This window comes from Sphingosinicella sp. SM1-17, from assembly GCF_056821765.1.
Window position 1 is genome coordinate 860511 of sequence record NZ_JBPDIO010000001.1, and the last position, 23324, is coordinate 883834.

A 23324-nucleotide genomic window follows, 5' to 3' on the forward strand; every position below is an offset into this window, starting at 1 on the left:
TGCAACAGGAAATCCGCCCTGGCGAAGCAATGTCCTCCAGTTTCTGTTTGAAACCTTGGCTCAGGACCTTATCGTGCAATCCGGAGAGGCACAGAACCGCCAATGCTGGACGTCGAACACCATCGGCAACTACTGCGGCAATGTTCGATCGCGGCAGCGCTTGAAGCTGTCGGGGAAAGATGGTCCTTCCTGATCCTTCGCGGCGCCTTCAACGGGCTGCATCATTTCGAAGAGTTTCATTCGACGCTGGGGATCGCCAGAAACATCCTTTCGAACCGGCTGGCGAGGCTGGTCGAGAACGGAATCCTGGCTCGAGAGCAGGATTGCTCGGACCGACGAAAGATCGCCTATCACCTGACCGAGAAGGGTCGTGACCTTCTGCCTGTGCTCGTTTCACTTCGTCAATGGGGAGAACGCTGGGTGTCGGACTCACCTGGCGATATCGTGCTGGTAGACCGTCAAAACCGGCAGCCGATCGCACCGATGGCCGTTCGCTCGGCGGACGGTCGGCGGCTTTCCCTGGATGAACTGGAATGGCTCGAGCGGAGCGAACTCAGCCACGACTAGATATGAAAAGCGCCTCCGTACGGACCCGAACGGAGGCGCTCACCATTTCGCAATCCCTCGAAATCAGGGGCTGGTTGGCCGATCGACCTCGTCGCCGCCTGAGACTGCGACGGCAATGATCGCAACCACGATCAGGAAGCCGAGCGCGATGGAAGCGGTCCTGTTCAGTTCGTTGGAGTCGGTCATCGCGGCTCCCGCTCGAACATCGGCGGCCTGAGCGACGCTCAACGATGATGCGGCCTGAGCGGCCGCAGGAGCGATCGCCAAGGCGCCCGCCGTCAATAGAGTTGTAAGTTTCCTGGCGTTCAATTCTGCCTCCCTGTCTCGGCAAAAAGTGTCTGCTGAGAATCGTGACGTACCATCATGTGTTCGGGCCGCCAAGTCCTAGCAAAGAATCAACAAGCAAAGGCCGATCTAGGCGTCGTAATCGCCGCCGGCATTGTTGTTGCGTTGCGGCGCGGCGGCAGTGAGTCGGAGAGCCTCCGCCGACTGGCTGAGTGAGCCGACTTCGTCGGCCACATCATCCTCGTCGACCTGGACGCGCTGCAGGCTGGAAACGAGAGCCTCTTCCAGCTCGCGCGGCTTCACCGTTTCCTCGGCGATCTCACGCAGAGCAACAACGGGGTTCTTGTCGCGATCGCGATCAAGAGTCAGTTCGGCGCCACCGGAAATCTGTCGGGCGCGCTGCGCGGAAAGCAGCACCAGCTCGAAACGGTTGGGGACCTTGTCGACGCAATCCTCGACGGTAACGCGCGCCATGGCGGCAGCTCCAATCTGAAATAAACCTGCGGGAAGGCCAGCGGACGTAGTTACACAGGGGGCAATTGTCAATGAAGGCCGGCTGCAGGCGCGGATCAGACTCGCATCGGCATCAGCACGTAAAGCGCTGGAGCCTTGTCGTTTTCGCGCAGCAGAGTCGGCGCAGCGGCATCGGCGAGGTGGACTTCGACCGTGTCGCCCTCGATCTGCCCGAGTATGTCGAGCAGGTAACGAGCGTTGAACCCGATCTCGAAATTGTCCGCCGAATACTCCGCCGGCACTTCCTCGGCCGCGGTGCCGTTTTCCGGTGAAGTAACCGACAGCGTCACCCGGTCCCGGTCGAGCGCCATCTTCACCGCCCGAGTGCGTTCGCTGGCGATGGTCGAGACCCGGTCCACGCCTTCCTCGAAGCCGCGGGGATCGAGCTTGAGCAATTTGTCGTTGGCGGTCGGAATTACCCGGCTGTAGTCGGGGAAGGTCCCGTCGATCAGCTTCGACGTCAGCACGGCATTGCCAAGCCCGAAACGTATTTTCGATTCCGACAGGGAGACCTGAACACTGCCGTCCACCTCGTCGAGCAGCTTGCGAAGTTCGCCTACGCATTTGCGCGGGATAATCACTCCCGGCATGCCTTGCGCGCCCTCGGGCCTCGCCACCGTCACCCGGGCGAGTCGGTGACCGTCGGTTGCGGCGGCTTTTAGCACCGGCTGGGCTTCGTCGGAGACATGAAGGTAGATTCCGTTGAGGTAGTAGCGAGTCTCTTCGGTGGAGATGGCGAAGCGCGTCTTGTCGATGATCTGGCGAAGCGTCGCCGCGGGCAACTCGAATCGCGTCGGCAGGTCGCCCTCGGCGATGACCGGAAAGTCGTCGCGCGGCAGCGTCGCCAGCGTGAAGCGGGCTCGGCCGGCATTGACCTGCATCCGGCCTTCAGCGGCGATGAGCTCGACCTGGCTTCCTTCCGGCAGCTTGCGAACGATGTCGAACAGAGTGTGCGCCGGAACGGTTGTCGCTCCTGGATCGGTAACGTTTGCGTCGACGGTTTCGTTGATCTGAAGATCGAGATCGGTTGCCATCAACCGCAGCCCGCCTTCCTCTCCCGCCTCGATGAGGACGTTCGACAGGATCGGGATCGTGTTCCTGCGCTCCACTACCGAATGGACGTGGCCCAATCCCTTGAGGAGCGTGGCCCGTTCGATCGTCGCTTTCATGAGATCCCCCGAAAGTCCTACTTTGGCCGAGTCTTAGAGCGGGTTATCCTCCCCCGCTAGAGGGTGCGCGCCGCCGCCGCACGAAAAAAGGGCCGGGACGCTGTCGCCCCGGCCCCCTCCTCAGCCGACGCTCAGAAGCGGAAGCCGAACCCCGCCACGACCTGATGTCGGTCGAAACCGTCCTCATAGTTGGAGTAGCGATACTCCGCCTTGGTGTAGCTGTTCGGACCGAGCGCGAATTCGAGGCCGCCACCGACGCGGATCCCGTCAAGGTTGCGACTGATGTCGTAGTCCGGAGCCGTGGCCGCGGTTCCGTCTTCATACTCCAAACCCACCCGGCCGTTGGTATAACCGGCCTTGGCGTAGAGAAGCACATTTCGGCTGACGGCAGCGCCGATCCGACCGCCGATGTAGAGGTCTCGGCCAGCCCGGGCGCACAGTTCGTCCGTTGCAACAGCGACGCCGGTCACGCATTCATCGACGGTGGAGTCGGTGACTTCGCCTTCAACACCGAAAACGAGGTTGCCGCGCTGGATATCGTAGCCGACCTGGGCGCCATAGACGACACCATCCGCGCCTTCGTCCTCCACGTCGGTTCGATCGTAACCGACGATCCCCTCGACGCGAAGGCCGGAAAAGGGCGCGGCCTCCTGGGCGGCCGCCGGCGAGACAATCGTGCCGGCGAGAAGGACTGCCAAAAGATACTTACGCATGCTACAAACTCCCTATTCTCTTGCTTGGACCCCCTGTTTCAGGGTCCTGATGGACACGCCTCCCACGCGTCGCCCTGGGAAAGGTTTCATGAACCGTACCTAAATGAGGATCGCCGTTGCTGCGGCGCAACATCTGGAAGCGATCGAGCGGGTTCGATGCGGTTGCGTAACTTTCTATTGTTTTTCGGTGCCTTGGCAGTGCCTGCTGCAGCGCAGCAACAGTCGCTGGGAATTTTTGGTGTCTGGGGCGCTTTCCGGGACGCGGGGCGCTGTTATGCCATCGCCCAGCCCTTGGGACGATCCCCAGCAGAAGGATCTCGCCCCTTCATCGCGGTCGGCTACTGGCCGGGCAGGGCGGCTGGCGGCCAACTTCATGTGAGACTCGGCTGGCAGAAGCGCGAGGGATCGGCGGTGCTGCTGCGGATCAACGGCAGGAGCTTTCAGCTGAGCGGGTCTGGCCGGGATGCCTGGGCACCCAACTCGCGTTCCGACGCTGAGATCCAAGCGGCAATGCGAACCGGACTCGACCTCGTCGTCGAGACGAGATCGGACCGTGGGAGCCTGGTCAGGAACATCTATCGGCTGCAAGGCGCGGCGACGGCGATGGACGCCGCGGCCATCGCCTGCCTCCCCGACGATCGGTGAGTATCCCAGCCTTCCGGGTCGATCTACTCGCCAAACCCTGCCTTCTCCAAAAGGTGGTGGCTCTTGATAACAATCGGACGTCGCCAGAAATGGAGGTTGCTTGGCATCTCTGGGGCGCGGCCACGCGGATCGGGGGCGAGAGATGAAGAAGACCGTGCTAGTTACCGGCGGCGCCGGTTTCATCGGCTCCGCGGCATGCCGGCACCTGATCAGTGTCGGGGGATACCGGGTCATCGCTCTCGATTTGCTCACCTATGCGGGCAATCTCGAATCCCTTCGGGAGGTGGAGCGCAGCGCCGATTACCGGTTCGTTCATTTGGACATAGCCGATCAGCCAGCCGTTCGCCGACTGCTCGCAGAGGAGCGGGTAGGCTTTGTCATGCATCTGGCCGCAGAGAGTCACGTCGACCGCTCGATCGACGGTCCAGCCGCGTTCGTCGAAACCAACGTCGTTGGCACGTTCCGACTGCTCAACGCCGCACTTGACTACTGGCGCTCGCTCCAGGGCGACCAGAAAGGGACATTTCGGTTCCACCACGTCTCCACCGACGAGGTTTTCGGTGACCTTCCCTACGATGGCGGCGTCTTTACCGAGTCTACACCTTATGCGCCTTCTTCGCCGTACGCGGCATCAAAGGCCGCTTCCGATCATTTCGTCAGAGCCTGGCACGAAACCTGTGGCTTGCCAGTGGTACTCTCCAACTGCAGCAACAATTACGGACCCTATCATTTCCCCGAGAAGCTGATCCCGTTGACGATTCTCAATGCGCTCGAGGGCAAGCCGCTGCCAGTCTATGGTCGGGGCCAGAACGTGCGCGACTGGCTCTATGTCGAGGACCACGCTCGCGCGCTCGAGTCGATCATGACGGCAGGAAAAGTCGGCGAAAGCTACAATGTCGGCGGCCGCCAGGAGCGTACGAATCTTCAGGTCGTCGAGATGATTTGCGATATGCTTGATGAGCGGGTGCCGCTGCCGAGCGTCGGGATCCGACGCGACTTGATCCAGTTCGTATCTGACCGGCCTGGACATGACCGACGCTACGCGATCGATCCTAGCAAGATTGAATCCGAACTCGGATGGCGTGCCACCGAAAGTTTCGAGACGGGGCTGACTAAAACCATCGACTGGTACCTTGCCAACGAATGGTGGTGGCGCCCGATCCGCGACCAGCGCTATGCCGGTCAAAGGCTCGGCGCTCTCTAACAAGATGAGGATAGTTGTCACCGGTCGCTCAGGCCAACCCGCCTCGGCATTGGCGGAGCCCTCTGCCGCTCGGTCCAGCTTTAGGCAGATTCTCCAGCATGTTCCGCTACGCAGCGCCACCGTGGCAAGAGTCATTGGAGGAAGTCGTCGCGAGACTCGTTCGCCCGAGCTGAGCAGCTCTTACTCAGGGCTCTGCATAGTATCGGGGCTACCGGATCCCAGCACCATCACGATTGGCCGGTTCCGAGCTCGAGATGACCTGCGCCTAGCAAAACGGCGCAATTTCCCTACATGGGCTGGCTATGACTGCAGCAATGACGATTCCCGGGCACATCGACCCGGTGCCGGTGCCGCGCCCCGCCGGCGCAACCGACGGGGTGCGCGTGGACCTGGTCGGGCTTACTCGGGACCGCATTCGCGCCGCCCTCGCTGAAGCCGGGATGGAGGAACGCCAGGCGAAGCTGCGGGCGAAGCAGCTGTGGCACCAGATCTATAGTCGCGGGGCGACCAACTTCGATGCGATGAGCGACATCGCCAAGCCGCTCCGCACCTGGCTTGCCGATCGATTCATGATCGGCCGCCCGGAGGTGGTCGTTCAGCAGGTATCGACCGACGGCACTCGCAAATGGCTGTTGAAGACGCGCGACGGCCATGATTTCGAGATGGTCTTCATCCCCGATGCGGACCGGGGAACGCTCTGCGTCTCGAGCCAGGTGGGCTGCACGCTCAATTGCCGCTTCTGCCACACGGGAACCATGCGGCTGGTCCGCAATCTTGAGCCTGGCGAGATCGTCGGGCAGGTGATGCTCGCCAGGGACGCGCTCGGCGAATGGCCCAGCCAGCCGGAAGGTCGGATGCTCTCCAACATCGTCATGATGGGCATGGGCGAGCCGCTCTACAATTTCGACAATGTCCGAGATGCGCTGAAGATCGTCATGGACGGCGATGGCCTGGGCCTGTCGCGGCGGCGCATCACCCTTTCCACTTCCGGCGTGGTGCCGATGATGGCCAGGGCCGGAGAAGAGATCGGAGTCAATCTGGCGGTCTCCCTCCACGCCGTCACCAAAAAGGTCCGCGACGAGATCGTCCCGCTCAATCGCAAATATGGCATCGACGAGTTGCTGCAGGCCTGTGCCGCCTATCCCGGTGCCAACAATGCCCGCCGGATCACCTTCGAATATGTCATGCTCAAGGACAAGAATGACAGCGACGAAGATGCTCGGGAGCTGGTGCGATTGATCCGCAGGTACAGGCTGCCCGCCAAGGTAAACCTGATTCCTTTCAATCCGTGGCCGGGAGCGCCCTACGAATGCTCTTCGGAAGAGCGGGTCCAGCGCTTTTCGGAGATCATTTTCGAGGCGGGGATTTCGGCACCGATCCGACGGCCCCGTGGGCGCGACATCATGGCCGCCTGCGGTCAGCTGAAGTCCGCTGCCGAAAAGAAGAGTCGGGCCGAGCTTGACCGAATTGCGGCGGAGAAGCAGGCGGCTCTCGAACATTCGTCCGACGACGCCGCTGCGGTGGCCGCCTGAGCGTAAATCGCGGACGGTCCGGAATGTTTCAACTCAACCCGAATCTCGACAGCCGCCGGCTTGCCCGTGAGTTCGCGGCCGTCGGCCGAGTGCAGATACGCGACTTCCTTGAGCCTGACGGTGCCGCCGCGCTTCACGCCGAAATGCGCCGTCGCGAGGACTGGAAGCAGGTGGTCAACAGCGGTGAGAAGGTCTTCGACCTGGATCGAACAACCCGCGCCAGCATGTCGGCCAAGCAGCGACAAGCTCTGGATGACGCCGTCTATGCCGGCGCCCGCGAAGGCTTTCAGCATCGATACGAGGCGATCCGAGTTCCCGACGATGAGCGGAGTCGCCGGGCCTCCAGCGATCTGTTTGCGCAATTCGCGTTGTGGCTGTCCACGGACGAGCCTCGCCAACTGCTGAGATCGGTCATCGGCCGACCGGAATTGGAATTCGCCGATGCTCAGGCAACCGCCTATTCGCCTGGGGACTTTCTGACGGCGCACGACGACGCCGTCGCCGGGAAGAATCGGCTTGCCGCCTATGTCTTCGGCCTGACCCCGCGCTGGCGGACGGAATGGGGTGGACTCCTTCTTTTCCACGATCCGGAGGGGGATGTGGAGCGGGCCCTGTTGCCGCGATTCAATAGCCTGAACCTGTTCGCCGTGCCTCAGCTCCACAGCGTATCCGAGGTCTCGCGAGCCGCACCCCATCGCCGTTATTCGATCACCGGTTGGCTGAGGCGTTACTGAACCTGAAGGAAGGCCCGGGTTCGGTCAGCAAAAGCCGGAATGGCCCAATTCGACCAGAGATCGTATCGGAAACCAAGACGGGACAAGTGCACCAGCGGCTCGTCGCTCTTTGTTCCTTGCTCTTGGGTGCCTGTTGTTTATCCTCCACGCCCATGTGGCTGCTCGACAAAATGCTCCGCCCGCTCATCCGCAAGGGTGAGCTGACCGTCATCGATCATGATGGGAAGGCGTATCGCTACGGCTCACCCGACCCCAATCATGGACCGGTGCGAGTTCGGCTGACGGACCGCGGCGCGGCTTTCCACATTGCCAAGGATCCCCGGGTCGGCGCCGGCGAAGCCTTCATGGACGGGCGCATCGTCATGGAGGAAGGCGATATTCGCGATCTCGTCCTTCTGATCCGCTACAACGCGCCGGTCGAAAGGCAGGGCGCCCTGAAGCCCAGAGGACCCGTCCGAAGGACGGTGAACCATCTCGCGGCGCGGCTGGATCAGATCAATTGGAAAACCCGCTCTCGCCGCAACGCCGAGCATACCTATAATCTTACCCGACGGCTCTACGAACTGTTCCTCGACGAGGACCGCCAATATACGATGGCCTATTATCGGGACGTCCGGAACAGTCTCGAGCAAGCACAGCTCGACAAGAAGGCGCACCTCGCCGCCAAGCTTCACCTCAAGCCGGGAATGCGCGTTCTCGACATTGGCTGCGGCTGGGGCGGCCTCGCTCTGTATCTCAACCGCCACTATGACGTCGACGTCCTCGGCATTGCTCTGGCGCCGGACCAGATCGAGTTCTGCCGCGAGCGAGCCGCCGAAGCCGGCGTCGCCGATCGCGTGAAGTTCGAACTGATGGACTATCGCGACGTCGAAGGACCGTTCGACCGGATCATCAATGTCGGACTGATCGAGCATCTCGGAACGCCGCATTATCCCGGCTTCTTCCGCAAGTGCCACGATCTGCTTTCACCCGACGGAGTCATGGTCTCGCATTGCTGTGGCCGGATGGGGGAGCCCGGCGTCACCGACAAATGGACCCGCAAGTACATATTTCCCGGCGGCTACATTCCGGCTCTTTCGGAGATCGTCACCGAGGCGGAGAAGAACCATCTGATCGTCGCCGACGTCGAAGCCATGCGTTACCACTACGCCCATACGCTCGAGGAGTGGTACCGTCGCACCGTCGCTCACCGGGACGAGATTGTCGAACTCTATGACGAGCGCTTCTACCGGATGTGGCTTTTCTACCTCGCCGGTGCGGAAGCGGCGTTCCGCTATGGCGGACTGGTCAATTGGCAGGTCCAGTATCTTCGCCGGCGGGATTCCGTGCCGATGACTCGCGAGTACATGTTCGAGGAGGAAGCGCGGCTGCGTGGGCTGGAAGAACCACCCCGCTGGCATCTTGCGGCCGAATAGCCGCCAAGCTCCAACAGCCTGTTAACCATCCTTTAGAACTTCTCGGTCACTCCTGCCGCTGTCACGATCGGGGGCAGCGATGCAGAAATCAAGTCAAGCCGTGGACGTCGCCATCATCGGCGCTGGCCCCGCAGGGCTTACGGCGGCCTATTTGCTGACGAAATCCGGCTATTCCGTCACCGTCATCGAGAAAGACCCGGTCTACGTCGGCGGAATCAGCCGAACGGTCGAGCATGAGGGTTTCCGCTTCGACATTGGCGGGCACCGCTTCTTCTCCAAATCGCGCGAGGTCGTGGATCTCTGGAACGAGATCCTGCCCGACGACTTCATCCAGCGCCCGCGGATGAGCCGCATCTATTATGACGGCAAGTTCTACTCCTATCCGCTGCGGGGCTTCGAAGCGCTCCGAAACCTCGGTCTGTGGCGCTCGGCCCGGTGCATGGCCTCCTATGGATGGGCCCGGCTCTTCCCGAGGAAGGAAGTGAAATCGTTCCGCGACTGGACGATCAACCAGTTCGGCGAACAGCTCTTCTCCATATTTTTCAAGACCTACACCGAGAAAGTGTGGGGGATGCCCTGCGACGAGATCTCGGCCGACTGGGCAGCGCAGAGGATCAAGGGTCTGAGCCTGGGTGCCGCCGTGATCGACGGTTTGAAGCGATCGCTTCGGCTCAACAGGCGTCCGAACGACGGCATGGGTGCGAAGACTCTGCTGGAATCGTTCCGCTATCCGAGGCGAGGCCCCGGAATGATGTGGGAAGCCGCGCGCGACTTCGTTGTCGCCGGCGGCAATCGGGTCCTCATGGATCACGCGCTCCAACAACTATCGTTCGACGGCGCCACTCAGCGCTGGCGAGTCGCCGCAAAGACCGGTTCGGGCGAAAGCGTCGTCATCAACGCCGCGCACGTCATTTCCTCCGCCCCCATCCGTGAACTCGTCGGGCGGATCCATCCCCTTCCCGAAGCGGCGGGCCGAGCCCTAGACTTGCGTTACCGCGATTTCCTCACCGTCTCCCTGATGATCCGCTCCAAGGATCTCTTCCCCGACAACTGGATCTACATCCACGACCCGAAGGTGAAGGTCGGCCGGATCCAAAATTTCCGGAGCTGGTCGCCCGAAATGGTCCCGGATCCCGATCTCGCCTGCGTTGGCCTCGAATATTTCTGCTTCGAAGGTGACGGGCTCTGGAATGCGCCGGATGACGAGCTCGTGGAGCTTGCCAGGAAGGAAATGGAGATTCTGGGCCTTTGTGATCCGGCATCCATCGAAGGGGGCGTGGTCGTGCGGCAGGAGAAGGCCTATCCCGTTTACGACGACCGCTACAAGGACAATGTCGAGGCGATCCGGGCGGAGCTCGAGGAATCCTACGAGACGCTTCACCTGGTCGGGCGCAACGGAATGCATCGCTACAACAATCAGGACCATGCGATGATGACGGCGATGTTGACGGTCCGCAACATCGAGGCGGGTCGCCGAGTCTATGACATCTGGGCCGTCAACGAAGATGCCGAATATCACGAGGCAGGGGAGGAAGGCGCCGCCGCAGCTCTGGCCTCGCAAAGGCTCGTGCCTCGCCGCCTCAAGGCAGCCTGAGCACGCGATGCACCGGCTCCTCTACGCGCGTTATGTCGTCGCCAGCGCCGGAGCACTCGGCCTCGACATGGCTGTCTTCCTGGCCGCGCTCAGCCTGGGTATCGCTCCGATAAGCGCTGCCGCATTCGGTTATTCGACGGGCCTCGTCGCGCACTGGTTCCTGTCGAGCCGAGCGGTATTCGTAGGGCGGCTTGCTGACAAAGGCGCGCAACGTCGCCAGCAACAGATCTTGTTCGTCGGTTCCGCGCTCGTCGGGCTTGGACTCACCACCGGGATCGTCGGCTTTGGCGACTTGATGGGGGCAGATCCGCGGCTCGCCAAGCTGGCGGCAATCGCGATCAGCTTCCAGGTTACTTATCTTTTGCGCCGAAAGATCGTCTTCTCATGCTGAGCGACAAAGCGCGCCTGGTCAGGTCCAAGGAGATCGGGATCTTCCTGATCGCCTGGATCCTCGCCTGCTGCATCTTGGTGCTGCTCAACAGAACGGCGATCGAGCAGCGCCTGTTTCCCGATCCTGACGACACTTTGCGACTGCTTCAGGTTCGCGACTGGCTGGCAGGACAAAGCTGGTTCGACGTCACTCAATACCGAATGAACCCTCCGCACGGAGTCGCCATGCACTGGTCGCGGCTGGTGGACGTGCCGATCGCTGCGGTGATCCTGCTGCTCCAGCCGCTGATTGGAGGGCCGAGCGCGGAGCTTGCCGCCCTCATCGCCGTGCCGCTGCTTACCCTCGGCTTCGTGATGGCGCTGACCGGCCTGCTTGCCCGGCAACTGCTGAGCCCGCGACTCGCGCTTCTGGCACTGAGCGCGGTTCCCCTCTCGATCGCTGCCCTCAGCCAGCTGCGGCCGATGCGGATCGACCATCATGGCTGGCAGATCGTGCTGGCGCTCGTCGCTGTGACGGCGGCGCTCGACGAACGGCCGCGGCGCTCCGGGCTCCTGGCCGGCGGTGCCGCGGCGATTTGGCTCGCCATATCGATCGAGGGGCTTCCCGTGACGGTCTCGCTCGGCGCCTTGTTCGCCCTTCGCTGGCTGGCCGACCCCTCGGAGGCGGAGCGGCTTCGGACCTATGTCGCCGCCCTGGCGGGTGGCAGCCTGCTCCTCTTTCTGGCGACTCGCGAACCATCCGCCTGGGCCTTCCCGGCCTGCGACATCGTCTCGCCGGTCCACCTGGCGGCATTCGGTGCGGCCGCTCTTGCCTGTCTCGCCGGTGTAAGATCCGACATTAGCGGGCCGTGGAGCCGCTTCGGCATATTGGCGGCCAGCGGCGGAATAGCTTTGGTTACGATGCTGTCGATCGATGGCCAGTGCGCTCGCGATCCCTTTGCGGCGCTGGATCCAATGGTTCGGGCCCACTGGTACGAGCGAGTGCTGGAAGGCCTTCCGATCTGGCGCCAAGAATTCGTCGCGGCCGCCTCATTCCTGGCTCTGCCGGTCACGGGCCTGGCGGGAGGAGCGATAGCGTGGCGTCGCGCAGACGAGGGGCATCGGATTCGCTGGGGGATTTATCTCTTTCTTCTCGCCGCCGCGACGCTCGCTTCGCTGTTCGTGCTGAGGGCCGGAAGCGTGGCGAACATCCTGGGCCTTCCCGGATCGGCTTTCCTGTGCGGGGCAGCGTTGCTCCGAGCGAGACGCCTCCCGCTGATGCCGATGCGGGCGGTTGCGACCGCCGCGGCCTTCTTCACGGTCATGCCGGCCTATGCGATCGTCCTCGCCGCCGACGCCAGCGGAGTCGGCAACGAGGGAGTTTCGGCGGCCGACAATAGCTGCGTCTCGGCGGCGGAGATGAGTCGCCTTGTCGCGCTTCCCGCCAGCGACATCGCTACTCCGCTCGACATCGGTCCGGCCGTGCTCGTCCACACTTCGCACCGGGTCGTTGCCAGCGGTCACCATCGCAACCGCGACGGCATGCGAGACGTGATCCGCCTTTTCACCGCTCCGGAGCGTGAAGGACGGGAGATCGTCCGTCATCGAGATGTCGAGTATCTCGCCGTCTGTCCCGACCTGTCGGAGCCTGCCCACTATGCAACCGACAACCCTGATGGGCTCTGGTCGCTGCTCGCAGCCGGTCACACCCCGGCCTGGCTCGAACCCGTGCAGGTACCGGGTGTCCGGCGTCTTCAGCTATGGAAAGTACGGAAGGATCGCCTTGGAACGGCCGGCTGAATGACTCCGCGACACGGAAAGGCTTGAAATCCCGCCCCGACTGCGGAAGGCAACTCCCTCTCGAAGGGGGGTCATGCAGGAAGGGCACAACCGGAACTTGACGGGAGGCACGGACGCCCGGTGGTGGGAAACCCGCGCCTTCGCGATCGTGCTGGTGCTCGCCAGCGCGATCCCTTTGCTCTGGCCCGACGTCGCCCCCCTCGTCGATCTCCCCGGCCACATGGGACGCTATCGCGTGCAGCTCGACATCGAGAGCTCGCCGATTCTCCAGCAATATTACCGGTTTGAATGGGCGCTGATCGGCAATCTCGGTGTCGATCTTCTCGTCGAAATGCTGGCCCCGCTCCTTGGGCTGGAGCTTGCGGTCAAGCTGATCGTCCTGTCGATCCCGCCGCTGACGGCAGGAGGGCTGCTCTGGGTCGCCTATGAGGTTCACGGGCGAGTCCCTCCGACGACGATCTTTGCCCTGCCCTTCGCCTACAATTTCCCCTTCTTCTTCGGCTTCGTGAACTTTGCCCTCGCCATGGGCCTGGCGATGCTCGCCTTCGCCTTCTGGCTACGGCTGGGACGGCTCGAACGGGTCTGGGTTCGAGCCGCCCTATTCGTTCCGATCTCGGCCCTGCTCTGGCTGGTCCATGCATTTGGCTGGGGCACGCTTGGCGTTCTCGCCTTCTCCGCCGAACTAGTGCGGCAGTTCGATCATGGCCGCAACCTGGTTGCTTCCGGTCTTCGTTCCGGCATCCATTGTCTGGCGCTCACGCCGCCCGTCGCACTCGTACTGATCTGGCGAAGCGAAGCGGCAGGACGGACCACCGACTTCTTCAACTGGAACCGCAAGTGGGATTGGCTGACCATGGTCCTGCGCGATCGGTGGGAGCTGTTCGATCTCGCCTCGCTTGCCCTCGTCTGCCTGCTGCTCGCATCGGCAGCCTTCAGCCGGCGGATGACCTACTCACGCAATCTCCTCGCTTCCGCCCTGTTCCTTTCGCTCGTCTTCGTTCTCCTGCCGCGGATCGTCTTTGGATCCGCTTATGCCGACATGCGATTGGCGCCGTACCTGTTCGCCATCGCTCTTGTCGGAATCCGGCTCCGACCGGAGGCAGGCGAGCGCTTCGCGCGCGGGCTTGCCGTTGCGGGTCTCGCATTCTTCCTGGTTCGAACCGGCGGAACCACGTTGAGCCTATGGCTCTACGACCGCAGCTACGATCGCGAATTGGCGGCGCTCGACCACGTACCCCACGGCGCGCGAATGGTGAGCTTTGTCGGCCGCTCCTGCCGGGAACCCTGGGCCATGTCGCGCTTGCTCCACCTTCCCGGACTGGCGATCGTTCGGCGTCATGCCTTCTCCAATGATCAGTGGACCATGGCCGGAGCGCAACTGCTGGAGGTCCGCTATTGGGCAGGATGGCCGTTCATGCGCGACGCCACCCAGATCGTTACCTTGCGTCGCTGCCGAGGCGAATCCTGGCGAACCATCGACAGGGCGCTCGCCTCCTTCCCCCGCCACGCGTTCGATTATGTCTGGCTGATCACTCCGCCACCCTACGACCCGGCCCTGACCGCCGGACTTCAGCCGGTCTGGCGCAGCGGGAGCAGCGTCCTCTATAGGGTCGTCGACCGCACGCCCCCGGCGGCGGCCGAGGGGATCAAATGACTTGCGTGTCACTGTCGATCGTCGTTCCCTGTTACAATGAGGAAGCGTGCCTCGAGGAGCTTCATAGCCGACTCTCGAAGGCGGCGCGCTCGGTCGTCGGCGACGACCACGAAATCGTCCTCGTCAATGACGGCTCGCGCGATCGAAGCTGGGAGATGATGCAAGCCCTGGCCGCTTCCGACCCGCGCGTCGTGGCGATCAACCTGTCGCGCAACCATGGCCACCAGCTTGCACTCACCGCGGGTCTCGATCTCTGTTCTGGGGAACGTGTCCTGATCATCGACGCCGATCTTCAGGATCCTCCCGAACTCCTGCCCGAGATGATGTCCGAAATGGACCGGCAGGAAGCCGATGTCGTCTATGCGGTGCGTCGGGCGCGCGCCGGCGAGACGGCCTTCAAGCGAACCACCGCCAAGCTCTTCTATCGGCTACTGACGCGGTTGGCCGAGATCGAGATCCCGCTCGACACGGGCGACTTCCGGCTGATGAGTCGTCGTGCCCTCGACGCGCTCCTGAGCCTGCCCGAGCAGGCCCGCTTCATTCGCGGAATGGTCGCCTGGGTCGGTTTTCGCCAGGTCCCGATCGTCTATGACCGGGCCGAGCGCCATGCCGGACAGAGCAAATATCCTCTCGCCAAGATGATGCGGTTCGCGCTCGATGCCGTCACCGGCTTCTCGACCGCCCCCCTCAGAATGGCGAGCCATATCGGCCTATGGCTGGTTGCGGCCTCGGTACTGCTGCTGGGCTATATCGCCGTCGGCTTCTTCACCGGGAGCGCAATCCAGGGCTGGACCTCGTTGATGCTGGTGGTCGTGGTCCTGGGCGCTGTTCAGATGTTCGTGCTGGGCATGATCGGCGAGTATCTGGGCCGTCTCTATATCGAGGCCAAGCGTCGCCCCCTGTACATCGTTTCGGATCTGGCGGGCCGTCCGGGAGGCAGAGCGAGCCTCGGTCACGTCGCTCACGAAGCGGAAGCGATCGCCACCAGCGAAACTCCGGGCGGAAACGGCACCCGGCCGAGGCCGTAGCGTTCAAGCCCGAAAATGGTTTCGAACAGCTTGTTGATCGGCCGAGGCGGCAACTTGTCGTCGCTTTCCTCCTTGCCGGTCAGCCGTCCGGCAAGCCGGGCGGCAGCAGCGACCGGGAAAAGAAGGCTGTTGAACCAGCTCATCATCTCCAGCGTGAGGCCCGCCTCTCCGACCAGATCCCGCAGGGACGCGCGAGTATAGCGCCTCTTGTGATGGTTCACGACGTCGTGAGCGCTCCACAGCCAGGGAAAGGCAGGCACGGTGATCAGTATCCTGCCCTGGGGCTTCAGCTTTCGCGACAAGCTCGCCAGGCCCTCCACGTCACGCTCGACATGCTCGATCACGTCGAGGAGCGCGATCAGGTCGTAGGCTTGGTCGGGAATGCCCGGCAGATCGGGAAGAGGGGCATTCAGCACCGCATGTCCGAGACGCCGGCTTGCAATCTCTCGAGCGGCGGCGTCGACCTCGATCGCGTCGACTCGGCCGAAGCCTTTCAGCATGGCCAGATTGTGGCCCGTGCCACAGCCCACTTCGAGGATGCGCGCATCTCCGGGAAGAGGAATCTGCCGCCGGATCAGGGTGGCCAGGATTTCCCGTCTTGCACGATACCACCAGTGAAGCTCGTCCAGCTCGGCCATTCGATCGTAAACGATACGTTCCATCAGCCGAACACCCATTGGCGATTGAGATAGAAGGTGACGAGCGGAGTCACGAACAGCATCGGAATTACCGGCCACCAGGTCGGCCCCTGCAATGGACCGGTCAGGATCCCGACGAAAAGGCTGTTGAGGCCCAGGCTGACCAGGCTGACGATGAAGAAGCGCACCGTTCGTTGCGCCGGATTGTCACGACGGCCGTGGCCGCGAAAACTGACCTTGCTGTGCAGCACATAGCCGAACAGCATGGCGACCGAGTAACCGAGCAGATTGGCGAGCAGCGGCGGCACCCCGAAATAGGTGGCGGGCACCCAGTAGACCGCGACTCCGAGCACGGTCACGAAACCGCCCACCAGCCCGAAGCGGATCAGCTGTCCCAGCAGCGTGGAAAGAGAGCTGTCCTGCCCCATGATCAGCCCCTTGTCTCCCGCTGCGCTTGCCCTTTGTCGGGCAGCGACTAATGGCCGGACAGGGGCTTGAAAAGGGGCGGCAGGTGGCGAAGTGGCTCGACTGGCTGGAAAGGCACTGGCGTTGGCCGGTGCTGCTTTTCTGGCTCGGGCTGGCCGCCTGGCTCATCTCGAGCCGATGGGGCCTCATTCTGGGCTTCGGCCTCGGCGACACCGACGACAACATGCGGATGATGCAGGTCCGCGACCTTCTCCGGGGGCAGGACTGGTACGACCTGCGTCAGTATCGACTTAATCCTCCTTTTGGTGCCGACATCCACTGGTCTCGCCTGGTCGATCTACCGATTGCCGGATTGAAGCTCCTTCTGACTCCCGTCTTCGGCGGCCGGCAGGCGGAACTGGCAGCGGTTGCGGCCGCACCCTTGATTCCGATGCTGGTCGCGATGGCCGCTCTCGCGGTCGCCGCCAAGCGGCTGATCGGGCCCGGTGCGTATCTTCTTGCCGTCGCACTGCTCGCCTGCGGTGGTTCGGTGCGCGGGATGTGGTCACCGCTTCGCATCGACCATCATGGTTGGCAGCTGGCGATGCTCGCTTTGGTCGTGGCGGCCCTCAGCGATCCGAAGCGCGGCCGTGGCGGAGTCCTGCTTGGACTGGCGACCGCTCTTTCACTGGCGATCGGCCTCGAAATGCTCCTCTACCTGGCCGGGGCCGGCGCCATCACCGTGCTTCGCTGGGTTTGGCAACGGGAGCAAGCAAAACGCCTCGCCGCTTTTGGCTTCACTCTCGCCGGAGGCTCCACACTCGCCTTTCTGCTTTTCGCCTCCCACGCCAACCGAGCGCCAGTGTGCGATGCCCTGTCGCCGGTCTGGCTCTCGGCCATGCTGCTGGCCGGTGCCGCCTCGGTTAGCCTGGCGATGGTCAATCCCGCTTCCCTGAAGGCGCGAATGGGAGCCGCGGCCATGGCGGGCATCGGCATCGCGGCGGCTTTCGCGCTTGCCTGGCCGGATTGCATCGGCCGACTCGAGCAATTCTCTCCCGAACTGGAGCGGCTCTGGCTGAGCAAGGTGCGCGAGGCGATGCCGATCTACCGTCACGGGCTTCAGACGGCAGTCCTCATCGCCTGGCTGCCGCTTCTTGGTTTGCTCGGCTATGGCCTGATGCTTTGGCGCGAGCGCGGCAAGTCCGGACGCCTGATTCCGCTGGCAGGGATAGCCGCCCTCGCGCTTCTCGCTGCCGCTTTGCTGCTGTGGCAGACTCGAGCCGCTCCTGCGGCGCAGCTTCTCTCGATCATCGGAGCGGCCGGCCTCGCCTGGCAGCTGTTGGTCTGGGTCTGGAAATATCCGGTTCCGGTGCGGGCGCTCGGAGTCCTGCTCGTCGTCGGCGTGGGTGCCGGAATGGCGTCGGGACTGCCCTCTCATGTCTTCAAAGACCGGGTCAGCGACTTCCGACGGCAGGTCAACATCGCCAACGGGCGCTGCCCGTCGCTTGCGGCGCTTCGGCCGGTTGCCCGTCAGCCCCGCGGCAACGTTCTCACGTTCGTCGACCTTGGTCCTCGGCTGATCACCGTCACCCACCACAATGCGGTGATCGGACCCTACCATCGCAACGGCACGCAGATCATCGACGTGATGCGGGCCTGGCGCGGCTCACCCGAAAACGCGCGGGAAACGATCGAACGCTACCGCATCGATTACGTGCTGATCTGCCCCAACCTTTCGGAGTCGACCATCTATCGCGCCGAGGCGCCGAACGGCTTCTATGCCCGGCTCGCCCGAGGCGAAGTGCCCGACTGGTTGGAACCCGTGAGGCTGCCGACGGGATCGCCCTATCGAATGTGGCGCGTCGTCAGCTGAAGCTTCGCTCGATCCCGTCGATCACGAACTGAGCCGCAAGAGCGGCGAGAATGACGCCAAGGATGCGAGTGATCATGGCCTCCATCTTGTGGCCGAGCAGGCGCATCAGCGGCCCCGCCGCGAGAAGGGCGGCCAGAGTCAGCAACAGCGTCAGGCCGAGAGCCGCGAACACGGCCAGAGTTTCGGAGGGACCGCTGCTTCTGGCCGTCAGAAGCATGACGGAGGCAATTGAGCCGGGCCCGGCAATCATCGGGATCGCCATGGGAAAGACCGACACGTCGTCGACTTCGCTGGCACTTACCTCCTGAGCGCGATTCTCCCGTCGCTCGGTGCGCCGTTCGAAGACCATCTCCAGAGCGATCAGGAACAGCATGATCCCGCCGGCGATCCTGAAGGCACTCAGGGAAATGCCGAGCGCCCTCATAAGGTCCTCGCCCAGGAGCCCGAAGAAGAGCAGGATGCCGGCCGCGACCAGCACCGCACGGATGGCCATCGCCCGGCGGTGAACCGCGCTGGCATCCTTGGTCAGGCCGGCGAAGATCGGCGCACAGCCTGGCGGATCGATCACCACCAGAAAGGTCACGAAAGCGGAAATGAACAATTCGCTCACAAGCCAGCCGGCTCCGGCAGCCCTGCCCGGGCATGGGCCGCGACCAGCGTATTCCGGAGGAGGACGGCGATGGTCATGGGCCCGACACCGCCCGGCACCGGAGTGATCGCCGACGCTACCCGGCTCGCTCCTTCAAAGTCCACATCGCCGACAAGCCGGCCTTCGACGCGATTGATGCCGACGTCGATCACCGTTGCCCCGGGTTTCAGCCAGTCGCGCTTCACCATGGCCGGCCGCCCCACGGCGGCAACGACGATGTCGGCCCGGGCAACCACCGCAGCGAGGTCGCGCGTTCGGCTGTGAGCGATGGTGACGGTGCAATTTTCACGCAGGAGAAGCTGCGCCATCGGCTTGCCGACAATGTTGGAACGCCCGATGACGACGGCTTCCAGACCGGACAGGTCGCCAAGCCGGTCCTTGAGCAACATGAGACAGCCCAGCGGCGTACAGGGAACGAGCGCTTCTTCTCCAACGGCAAGCCGCCCCGCGTTGACGACATGGAAGCCGTCAACGTCCTTTGCCGGATCGATCGCGGCGATCACCGAATTCTCGTCGACTTGCGGCGGCAAGGGCAGCTGGACGAGGATGCCGTCGACCTTGTCGTCCTTGTTGAGCCGCTCAACCAGCGCGATCAGTTCGTCCTGATTCGTCGTCTCGGCAAGCCGGTGTTCGAAACTCTCCAGACCCGCCGCCACGGTGGCCTTGCCCTTGGAGCGGACATAGACCTGGCTCGCCGCATCCTCGCCGACGAGAACCACCGCCAAGCCAGGCTTGCGGCCGACCTGCTCGACGAAGTTCGGAACGGCCGCGGCGACTCGGTTCCTCAATCCCTCGGCGAACGCCTTTCCGTCGATGATCGCCGCGGTCACGGCCACCTCACTGCATGGCTGAGAGATAGGCTGCGGGAAGCAGATAGTCCTTCACGATGATGATCAGAAGCAGGACGATCAGCGGCGAGAAGTCGAGCCCGCCGAAATCCGGAAGGATCCTTCGAAACGGCCGATAGAGCGGCTCGGTGATTCGATCCAGGGCCCGAAGGAAGGAGCGAACGAAATCGTTGTAGGTGTTGATGACATTGAAGGCGACCAGCCAGGAAAGGATCGCCTGGATGATGATTATGTACATCAATACGCGAAGCAGAAGCTCCGCGATGCCGAACAGGGCCTGACCCATAGCTACTCCGTTGACCGTCGAGCTCGCATGTAGCGACGGTGGGCCGACCCGGCAATGCCGCCTTCCGCCGGGCGCGATTGCGGAATAGGCTGAAGCATGCTGCTCTCGATCCTCCTGGCGCTGCAGGCACCTCCGGCCCTGACCGCGCAGGCCCCCGTTCCCCGTGAGGTCCACGTCTTCCACGACTGGGTGATCGCCTGCGACAATGGCCGGCGCTGTCAGGCGGTGGGAGTCCGGCCTGAAGATTCGGAGTTCGAGGGCGACGGCGTGATCCTGATGGAGCGAGGCCCTGAGCCTGAGGCGCAGCTGACTCTGCGGATTGCTCAGGTCGAAGGCTCGCCCGCTCGCCTGACGGTTCACGGCGAGGTCTTGCCGGTACGGATCGTGCCATCGGACGAGGGCTTCATCGTCGAGGTTGAGGACCGGTCGGCCTTGCTGGAGCGCATCCTCTACGCCGACAAGATCGAGATGGCGGATTCGGGCGGATCCGTGATGGGCTCCTATTCGATGAAAGGGCTCAGACACGCCTTGCTCTACATGGACGAGGCGCAAGGGCGACTCCACACGCCCACGGCGTTGATCCGCACGGGCAGCCGTCCTGTCAGCGAGATTCCTCCGCCACCGCGACTTCCAAGCGTCCAGATCGCTCCGGTCGCCCGCGGGGCGCCGCTCGCCCTTTCCCGCGATCGGATCGCACAGCTTCGGCGAGAATCGGGATGCACGCTCGACGAGGTCGGGGGACCTGACGAAGCGGACAGCCACGCGCTCGGCGGAGGACGGTCGCTGATCCTGCTCGCCTGCGGCACCGGCGCCTACAATCTCAGCGTCGTACCTTTCATCGCGAGCCGCGCCGGAGGGACCATCCGGATCGATCCGGCGCCGTTCGACCTGCCCATGGAGGATTGGGAAGAGCAGGAAGGACTTCGAGTCCTCATCAATGGCTATTGGGACCCGGACAACATGACGATCGGCGACTTCTCCAAGGGTCGCGGTCTCGGCGACTGCGGCAGCCGTTCCACTTATGGGTGGGATGGCGAACGATTTCGGCTGGTCGCCCGTGAGGAAATGCCGGAATGCCGGGGCTCCGTCACGTATGTCACCACATGGCGGACGGAGATCCTGCGCTGATCAGGGCGCGCTTCGCGGGGGCTCCGCTTCTGCGAGCAGGATGGAGAACCACTCCTGGTCGTCGGTCCACTCCTGGAGGACGGCCCAGCCGCCGGCGCGAAGCAGGAGGCGGCTGTCTCGATGACCATATTTGTGGCTATTCTCCGTGTGAATGGTCTCGCCGGCCGCGAACCGAAACCGCGCTCCGGAAACCGTGAACTCCACCGTGCGCAGGGCCTCCAGGTGCATCTCGATCCGGCTCAGCGCATCGTTCCAGACAGCCCGGTGGCGGAACGCCTCGATCGGAATGTCTGCCTCGAGCTCGGAATTGATCCGGTGGAGCAGGTTGAGATTGAATTCAGCCGTCACGCCGGCCGGGTCGTTATAGGCGCTGAGCAAGACCTCGACGTCCTTGATCCGGTCGATCCCGATAACCAGTCGGGAACCCACGCCCAGCGTTTGCTTCATCGCGCGCAGCAGGTCGACGGCGGTGGCCGGGACCATGTTTCCGATCGTCGAACCCGGGAAGAAGCCCAGCTTCGGCATGGCTGCGACTTCGTCCGGAAGGTCGATCCGGCGCATGAAATCGGCTTCGACCGGATGAACGGCAAGCTCGGGAAACTGCCGTTGAACGGATTGCGCGGATTCCCGAAGGAAGTCGCCGCTAATGTCGATCGGCACGTAAGCGGCAGGCTTGATCGCCCGCAGGAGGATAGGAGTCTTGGCCGAGGAACCGGAGCCGAACTCAACCACCGCTTCATCGGGGTCCAGCCGCGCGGCGAGCTCAGCGCTGCAAGCCTGCAGCAAAGCGGTCTCCGTCCGGGTAGGATAATATTCGGGCAGTTGGGTAATCTGTTCGAACAGCTCCGAGCCTCGTCGGTCATAGAACCAGCGAGCGGGGACGGCCGGGACAGCGGCGGCAAGGCCGGCGAGGACATCGGATCGAAAGGCAGGGTCGGCGGCCGGACGCGGTGCGTAGATGTCCACTACTGATCCTTCGCCAGGCGGAGGCCGGAGAACATCCAGCGTTGATGTGGATAGAAGAAGTTGCGGTAGCTCGCCCGCACGTGGCCGCGCGGAGTCGCGCAGCTGCCGCCGCGCAGCACCATCTGGGAGATCATGAACTTGCCGTTATACTCGCCCACAGTGCCTTCGGCCGGACGAAAGCCAGGATAGGGGAGATAGGCGCTCGCCGTCCATTCCCAGACATCGCCGAACAGCTGCCGAGCCCGACAAGGGCTAGGCGCCAATTCCTTCTGCGCGGTTTCGCCGGCGGGAGAGGGGCGAACCGGTCCCGCGAAATCCAGCTGGTTGCCCGACGCCGGATCGATGCCCGCGGCCGCACTCTCCCATTCCGCCTCGGTAGGCAGCCGGGCGCCGGCCCAGCGGGCAAAGGCGTCCGCTTCGAAATAGCTGATGTGGCATACCGGATCGGCCAGTCGAACCGGCCGAAGCCCGTCCAGCCCAAAGCAGACCCATCCCTCCGCTCCACGGCTCCAGTAGAGCGGTGCCTCGATGCGGTTCTCCCGAACCCAGGACCAGCCATCCGACAGCCATAGTTTCGGGTCCGAATAGGCACCTGAATCGATGAAGCTCAGCCACTCCGAATTGGTCACGAGGCGATCCGCCAAAGCGTGAGGATGAAGCCACACCTTGTGGCGCGGGGTCTCGCAATCGAAGGCGAAACTGCCGCCGGCGTGGCCGACCTCGACCGGCCCAACCGCTCCGTCGATCCACTCGATCGATGGCGGCAGGACGGCTGGAAGGGCTGGCGAAGGAGAATCCCAGCAGGCCGGGCGGAGCGGATTTTCCGCGAAGGCGGCAAGGATATCCATGAGCATCAATTCCTGATGCTGCTGCTCATGGTTGAGCCCGAGCTCCAAAAGATCGGCGGGAAGGTCGTCGAACGCCTCCAGGACCGCGTCGTCGACGGCGGCGCGATAGTCGAGCACCTCTTCCAGCGATGGGCGGCTCAGCATCCCGCGGCGCGGTCGCGAATGCCGCTCGCCCTCGCCCTCATAGTAGGAGTTGAACAGATAGGCCCAGCGATCGTCATGCAGGCGGTAGCCGCGAACGTGATCGCGCAGCAGAAAGGTCTCGAAGAACCAGGTCGTATGCGCGAGATGCCATTTGGCCGGCGAAGCGTCCGGCATCGGCTGGATGGTCGCGTCAGCATCGGAGAGCGGCGCGACAATGTCGAGGCTGAGTCGCCGGACTTCGCGAAACCGCTCCGTCAGGTCCAACTCTCCGCCGGTTCGGCTCAGCGTTGCCATCCTCCGCCTCCGCCTCCGGACTA

At 63.3% G+C, this 23324-nt stretch carries 24 protein-coding genes; 13 read left to right on the forward strand and 11 right to left on the reverse strand.

All coding sequences use genetic code 11. The features are described 5' to 3' along the window. Positions 1-102: 102 nt before the first annotated feature. Entirely contained in the window at positions 103-567 is a 465-nt protein-coding gene (locus ACRYLT_RS04340; protein ID WP_482662881.1) for a winged helix-turn-helix transcriptional regulator, read from the forward strand. Positions 568-630: 63 nt separating this feature from the next. On the opposite strand, the gene ACRYLT_RS04345 is transcribed toward ACRYLT_RS04340, so the two are convergent. The 4 genes from ACRYLT_RS04345 to ACRYLT_RS04360 form a co-directional block, all read right to left on the reverse strand. Next, positions 631-876 (reverse strand): hypothetical protein, encoded by a 246-nt coding sequence (locus ACRYLT_RS04345; RefSeq protein ID WP_482662882.1) that lies wholly within the window; start codon positions 874-876, stop codon positions 631-633. A gap of 105 nt (positions 877-981) precedes the next feature. Continuing rightward, on the reverse strand, positions 982-1326 hold the full coding sequence (gene rpoZ / locus ACRYLT_RS04350; RefSeq protein ID WP_482662883.1) for a DNA-directed RNA polymerase subunit omega: 345 nt from the start codon (positions 1324-1326) through the stop codon (positions 982-984). Positions 1327-1421: 95 nt separating this feature from the next. Continuing rightward, entirely contained in the window at positions 1422-2534 is a 1113-nt protein-coding gene (gene dnaN / locus ACRYLT_RS04355; RefSeq protein ID WP_482662884.1) for a DNA polymerase III subunit beta, read from the reverse strand. Positions 2535-2665: 131 nt separating this feature from the next. Beyond that, a complete protein-coding gene (locus ACRYLT_RS04360; protein WP_482662885.1) occupies positions 2666-3247 on the reverse strand; it encodes an outer membrane protein in 582 nt (193 codons plus the stop codon). Between the two features lie 375 nt (positions 3248-3622). Between ACRYLT_RS04360 and ACRYLT_RS04365 the strand changes: the two genes are divergently transcribed. The 10 genes from ACRYLT_RS04365 (at position 3623) to ACRYLT_RS04410 (ending at position 15222) form a co-directional block, all read left to right on the forward strand. Further along, complete coding sequence (locus ACRYLT_RS04365; protein WP_482662886.1) at positions 3623-3892, forward strand: hypothetical protein; 270 nt, start codon at positions 3623-3625, stop codon at positions 3890-3892. A 142-nt stretch (positions 3893-4034) separates the two neighbouring features. Beyond that, positions 4035-5096, forward strand: a complete 1062-nt coding sequence (gene rfbB, locus ACRYLT_RS04370) for a dTDP-glucose 4,6-dehydratase (protein ID WP_482662887.1) — start codon at positions 4035-4037, stop codon at positions 5094-5096. 314 nt (positions 5097-5410) lie between these two features. After that, positions 5411-6628, forward strand: a complete 1218-nt coding sequence (gene rlmN, locus ACRYLT_RS04375) for a dual-specificity RNA methyltransferase RlmN (protein ID WP_482665392.1) — start codon at positions 5411-5413, stop codon at positions 6626-6628. A gap of 23 nt (positions 6629-6651) precedes the next feature. Then, the gene (locus tag ACRYLT_RS04380) at positions 6652-7362 is read left to right on the forward strand and encodes a 2OG-Fe(II) oxygenase (protein WP_482662888.1); all 711 of its coding nucleotides are present in this window, start codon (positions 6652-6654) and stop codon (positions 7360-7362) included. 152 nt (positions 7363-7514) lie between these two features. Then, positions 7515-8777: a class I SAM-dependent methyltransferase gene (locus ACRYLT_RS04385; protein WP_482662889.1), complete on the forward strand. Its 1263-nt coding sequence runs from the start codon at positions 7515-7517 to the stop codon at positions 8775-8777. Positions 8778-8856: 79 nt separating this feature from the next. After that, positions 8857-10371: an NAD(P)/FAD-dependent oxidoreductase gene (locus tag ACRYLT_RS04390; RefSeq protein WP_482662890.1), complete on the forward strand. Its 1515-nt coding sequence runs from the start codon at positions 8857-8859 to the stop codon at positions 10369-10371. A gap of 7 nt (positions 10372-10378) precedes the next feature. Continuing rightward, entirely contained in the window at positions 10379-10762 is a 384-nt protein-coding gene (locus ACRYLT_RS04395) for a GtrA family protein (protein WP_482662891.1), read from the forward strand. Then, complete coding sequence (locus ACRYLT_RS04400; protein ID WP_482662892.1) at positions 10756-12540, forward strand: hypothetical protein; 1785 nt, start codon at positions 10756-10758, stop codon at positions 12538-12540. The genes ACRYLT_RS04395 and ACRYLT_RS04400 overlap by 7 nt, the downstream gene beginning before the upstream one ends. A 73-nt stretch (positions 12541-12613) precedes the next feature. Continuing rightward, complete coding sequence (locus tag ACRYLT_RS04405) at positions 12614-14194, forward strand: hypothetical protein (protein WP_482662893.1); 1581 nt, start codon at positions 12614-12616, stop codon at positions 14192-14194. After that, positions 14191-15222: a glycosyltransferase family 2 protein gene (locus tag ACRYLT_RS04410; RefSeq protein ID WP_482662894.1), complete on the forward strand. Its 1032-nt coding sequence runs from the start codon at positions 14191-14193 to the stop codon at positions 15220-15222. Before ACRYLT_RS04405 ends, ACRYLT_RS04410 begins: the two co-directional genes overlap by 4 nt. Here the strand turns inward: ACRYLT_RS04410 and ACRYLT_RS04415 are convergent. Beyond that, complete coding sequence (locus ACRYLT_RS04415; protein WP_482662895.1) at positions 15156-15884, reverse strand: class I SAM-dependent methyltransferase; 729 nt, start codon at positions 15882-15884, stop codon at positions 15156-15158. The two genes, ACRYLT_RS04410 and ACRYLT_RS04415, sit on opposite strands and share 67 nt — an antisense overlap. Further along, positions 15884-16288 (reverse strand): GtrA family protein, encoded by a 405-nt coding sequence (locus tag ACRYLT_RS04420; RefSeq protein WP_482662896.1) that lies wholly within the window; start codon positions 16286-16288, stop codon positions 15884-15886. Before ACRYLT_RS04420 ends, ACRYLT_RS04415 begins: the two co-directional genes overlap by 1 nt. Positions 16289-16371: 83 nt before the next feature. Here ACRYLT_RS04420 and ACRYLT_RS04425 point away from each other — a divergent pair, with 83 nt between their 5' ends. Then, entirely contained in the window at positions 16372-18138 is a 1767-nt protein-coding gene (locus ACRYLT_RS04425) for an AcrB/AcrD/AcrF family protein (protein WP_482662897.1), read from the forward strand. Here the strand turns inward: ACRYLT_RS04425 and ACRYLT_RS04430 are convergent. Genes ACRYLT_RS04430 through ACRYLT_RS04440 form a run of 3 tightly spaced genes read right to left on the reverse strand, consistent with a single transcriptional unit; the run spans position 18131 to position 19921 of the window. Next, the gene (locus ACRYLT_RS04430) at positions 18131-18748 is read right to left on the reverse strand and encodes a MarC family protein (protein ID WP_482662898.1); all 618 of its coding nucleotides are present in this window, start codon (positions 18746-18748) and stop codon (positions 18131-18133) included. The two genes, ACRYLT_RS04425 and ACRYLT_RS04430, sit on opposite strands and share 8 nt — an antisense overlap. After that, positions 18745-19617 carry a bifunctional methylenetetrahydrofolate dehydrogenase/methenyltetrahydrofolate cyclohydrolase FolD gene (gene folD, locus ACRYLT_RS04435; protein ID WP_482662899.1) on the reverse strand — a complete coding sequence of 291 codons (873 nt, stop codon included), beginning with the start codon at positions 19615-19617 and terminating at the stop codon, positions 18745-18747. Before folD ends, ACRYLT_RS04430 begins: the two co-directional genes overlap by 4 nt. Positions 19618-19624: 7 nt before the next feature. Then, positions 19625-19921 (reverse strand): YggT family protein, encoded by a 297-nt coding sequence (locus tag ACRYLT_RS04440; protein ID WP_482662900.1) that lies wholly within the window; start codon positions 19919-19921, stop codon positions 19625-19627. A gap of 96 nt (positions 19922-20017) precedes the next feature. Here ACRYLT_RS04440 and ACRYLT_RS04445 point away from each other — a divergent pair, with 96 nt between their 5' ends. Beyond that, a complete protein-coding gene (locus ACRYLT_RS04445) occupies positions 20018-21049 on the forward strand; it encodes a DUF1176 domain-containing protein (protein ID WP_482662901.1) in 1032 nt (343 codons plus the stop codon). On the opposite strand, the gene egtD is transcribed toward ACRYLT_RS04445, so the two are convergent. Both egtD and egtB read right to left on the reverse strand, forming a co-directional pair. Further along, positions 21050-22015, reverse strand: coding sequence for an L-histidine N(alpha)-methyltransferase (gene egtD, locus ACRYLT_RS04450; protein ID WP_482662902.1), 966 nt, complete (start codon positions 22013-22015; stop codon positions 21050-21052). Further along, the gene (gene egtB, locus ACRYLT_RS04455; protein ID WP_482662903.1) at positions 22015-23301 is read right to left on the reverse strand and encodes an ergothioneine biosynthesis protein EgtB; all 1287 of its coding nucleotides are present in this window, start codon (positions 23299-23301) and stop codon (positions 22015-22017) included. Before egtB ends, egtD begins: the two co-directional genes overlap by 1 nt. Positions 23302-23324 lie beyond the last annotated feature (23 nt).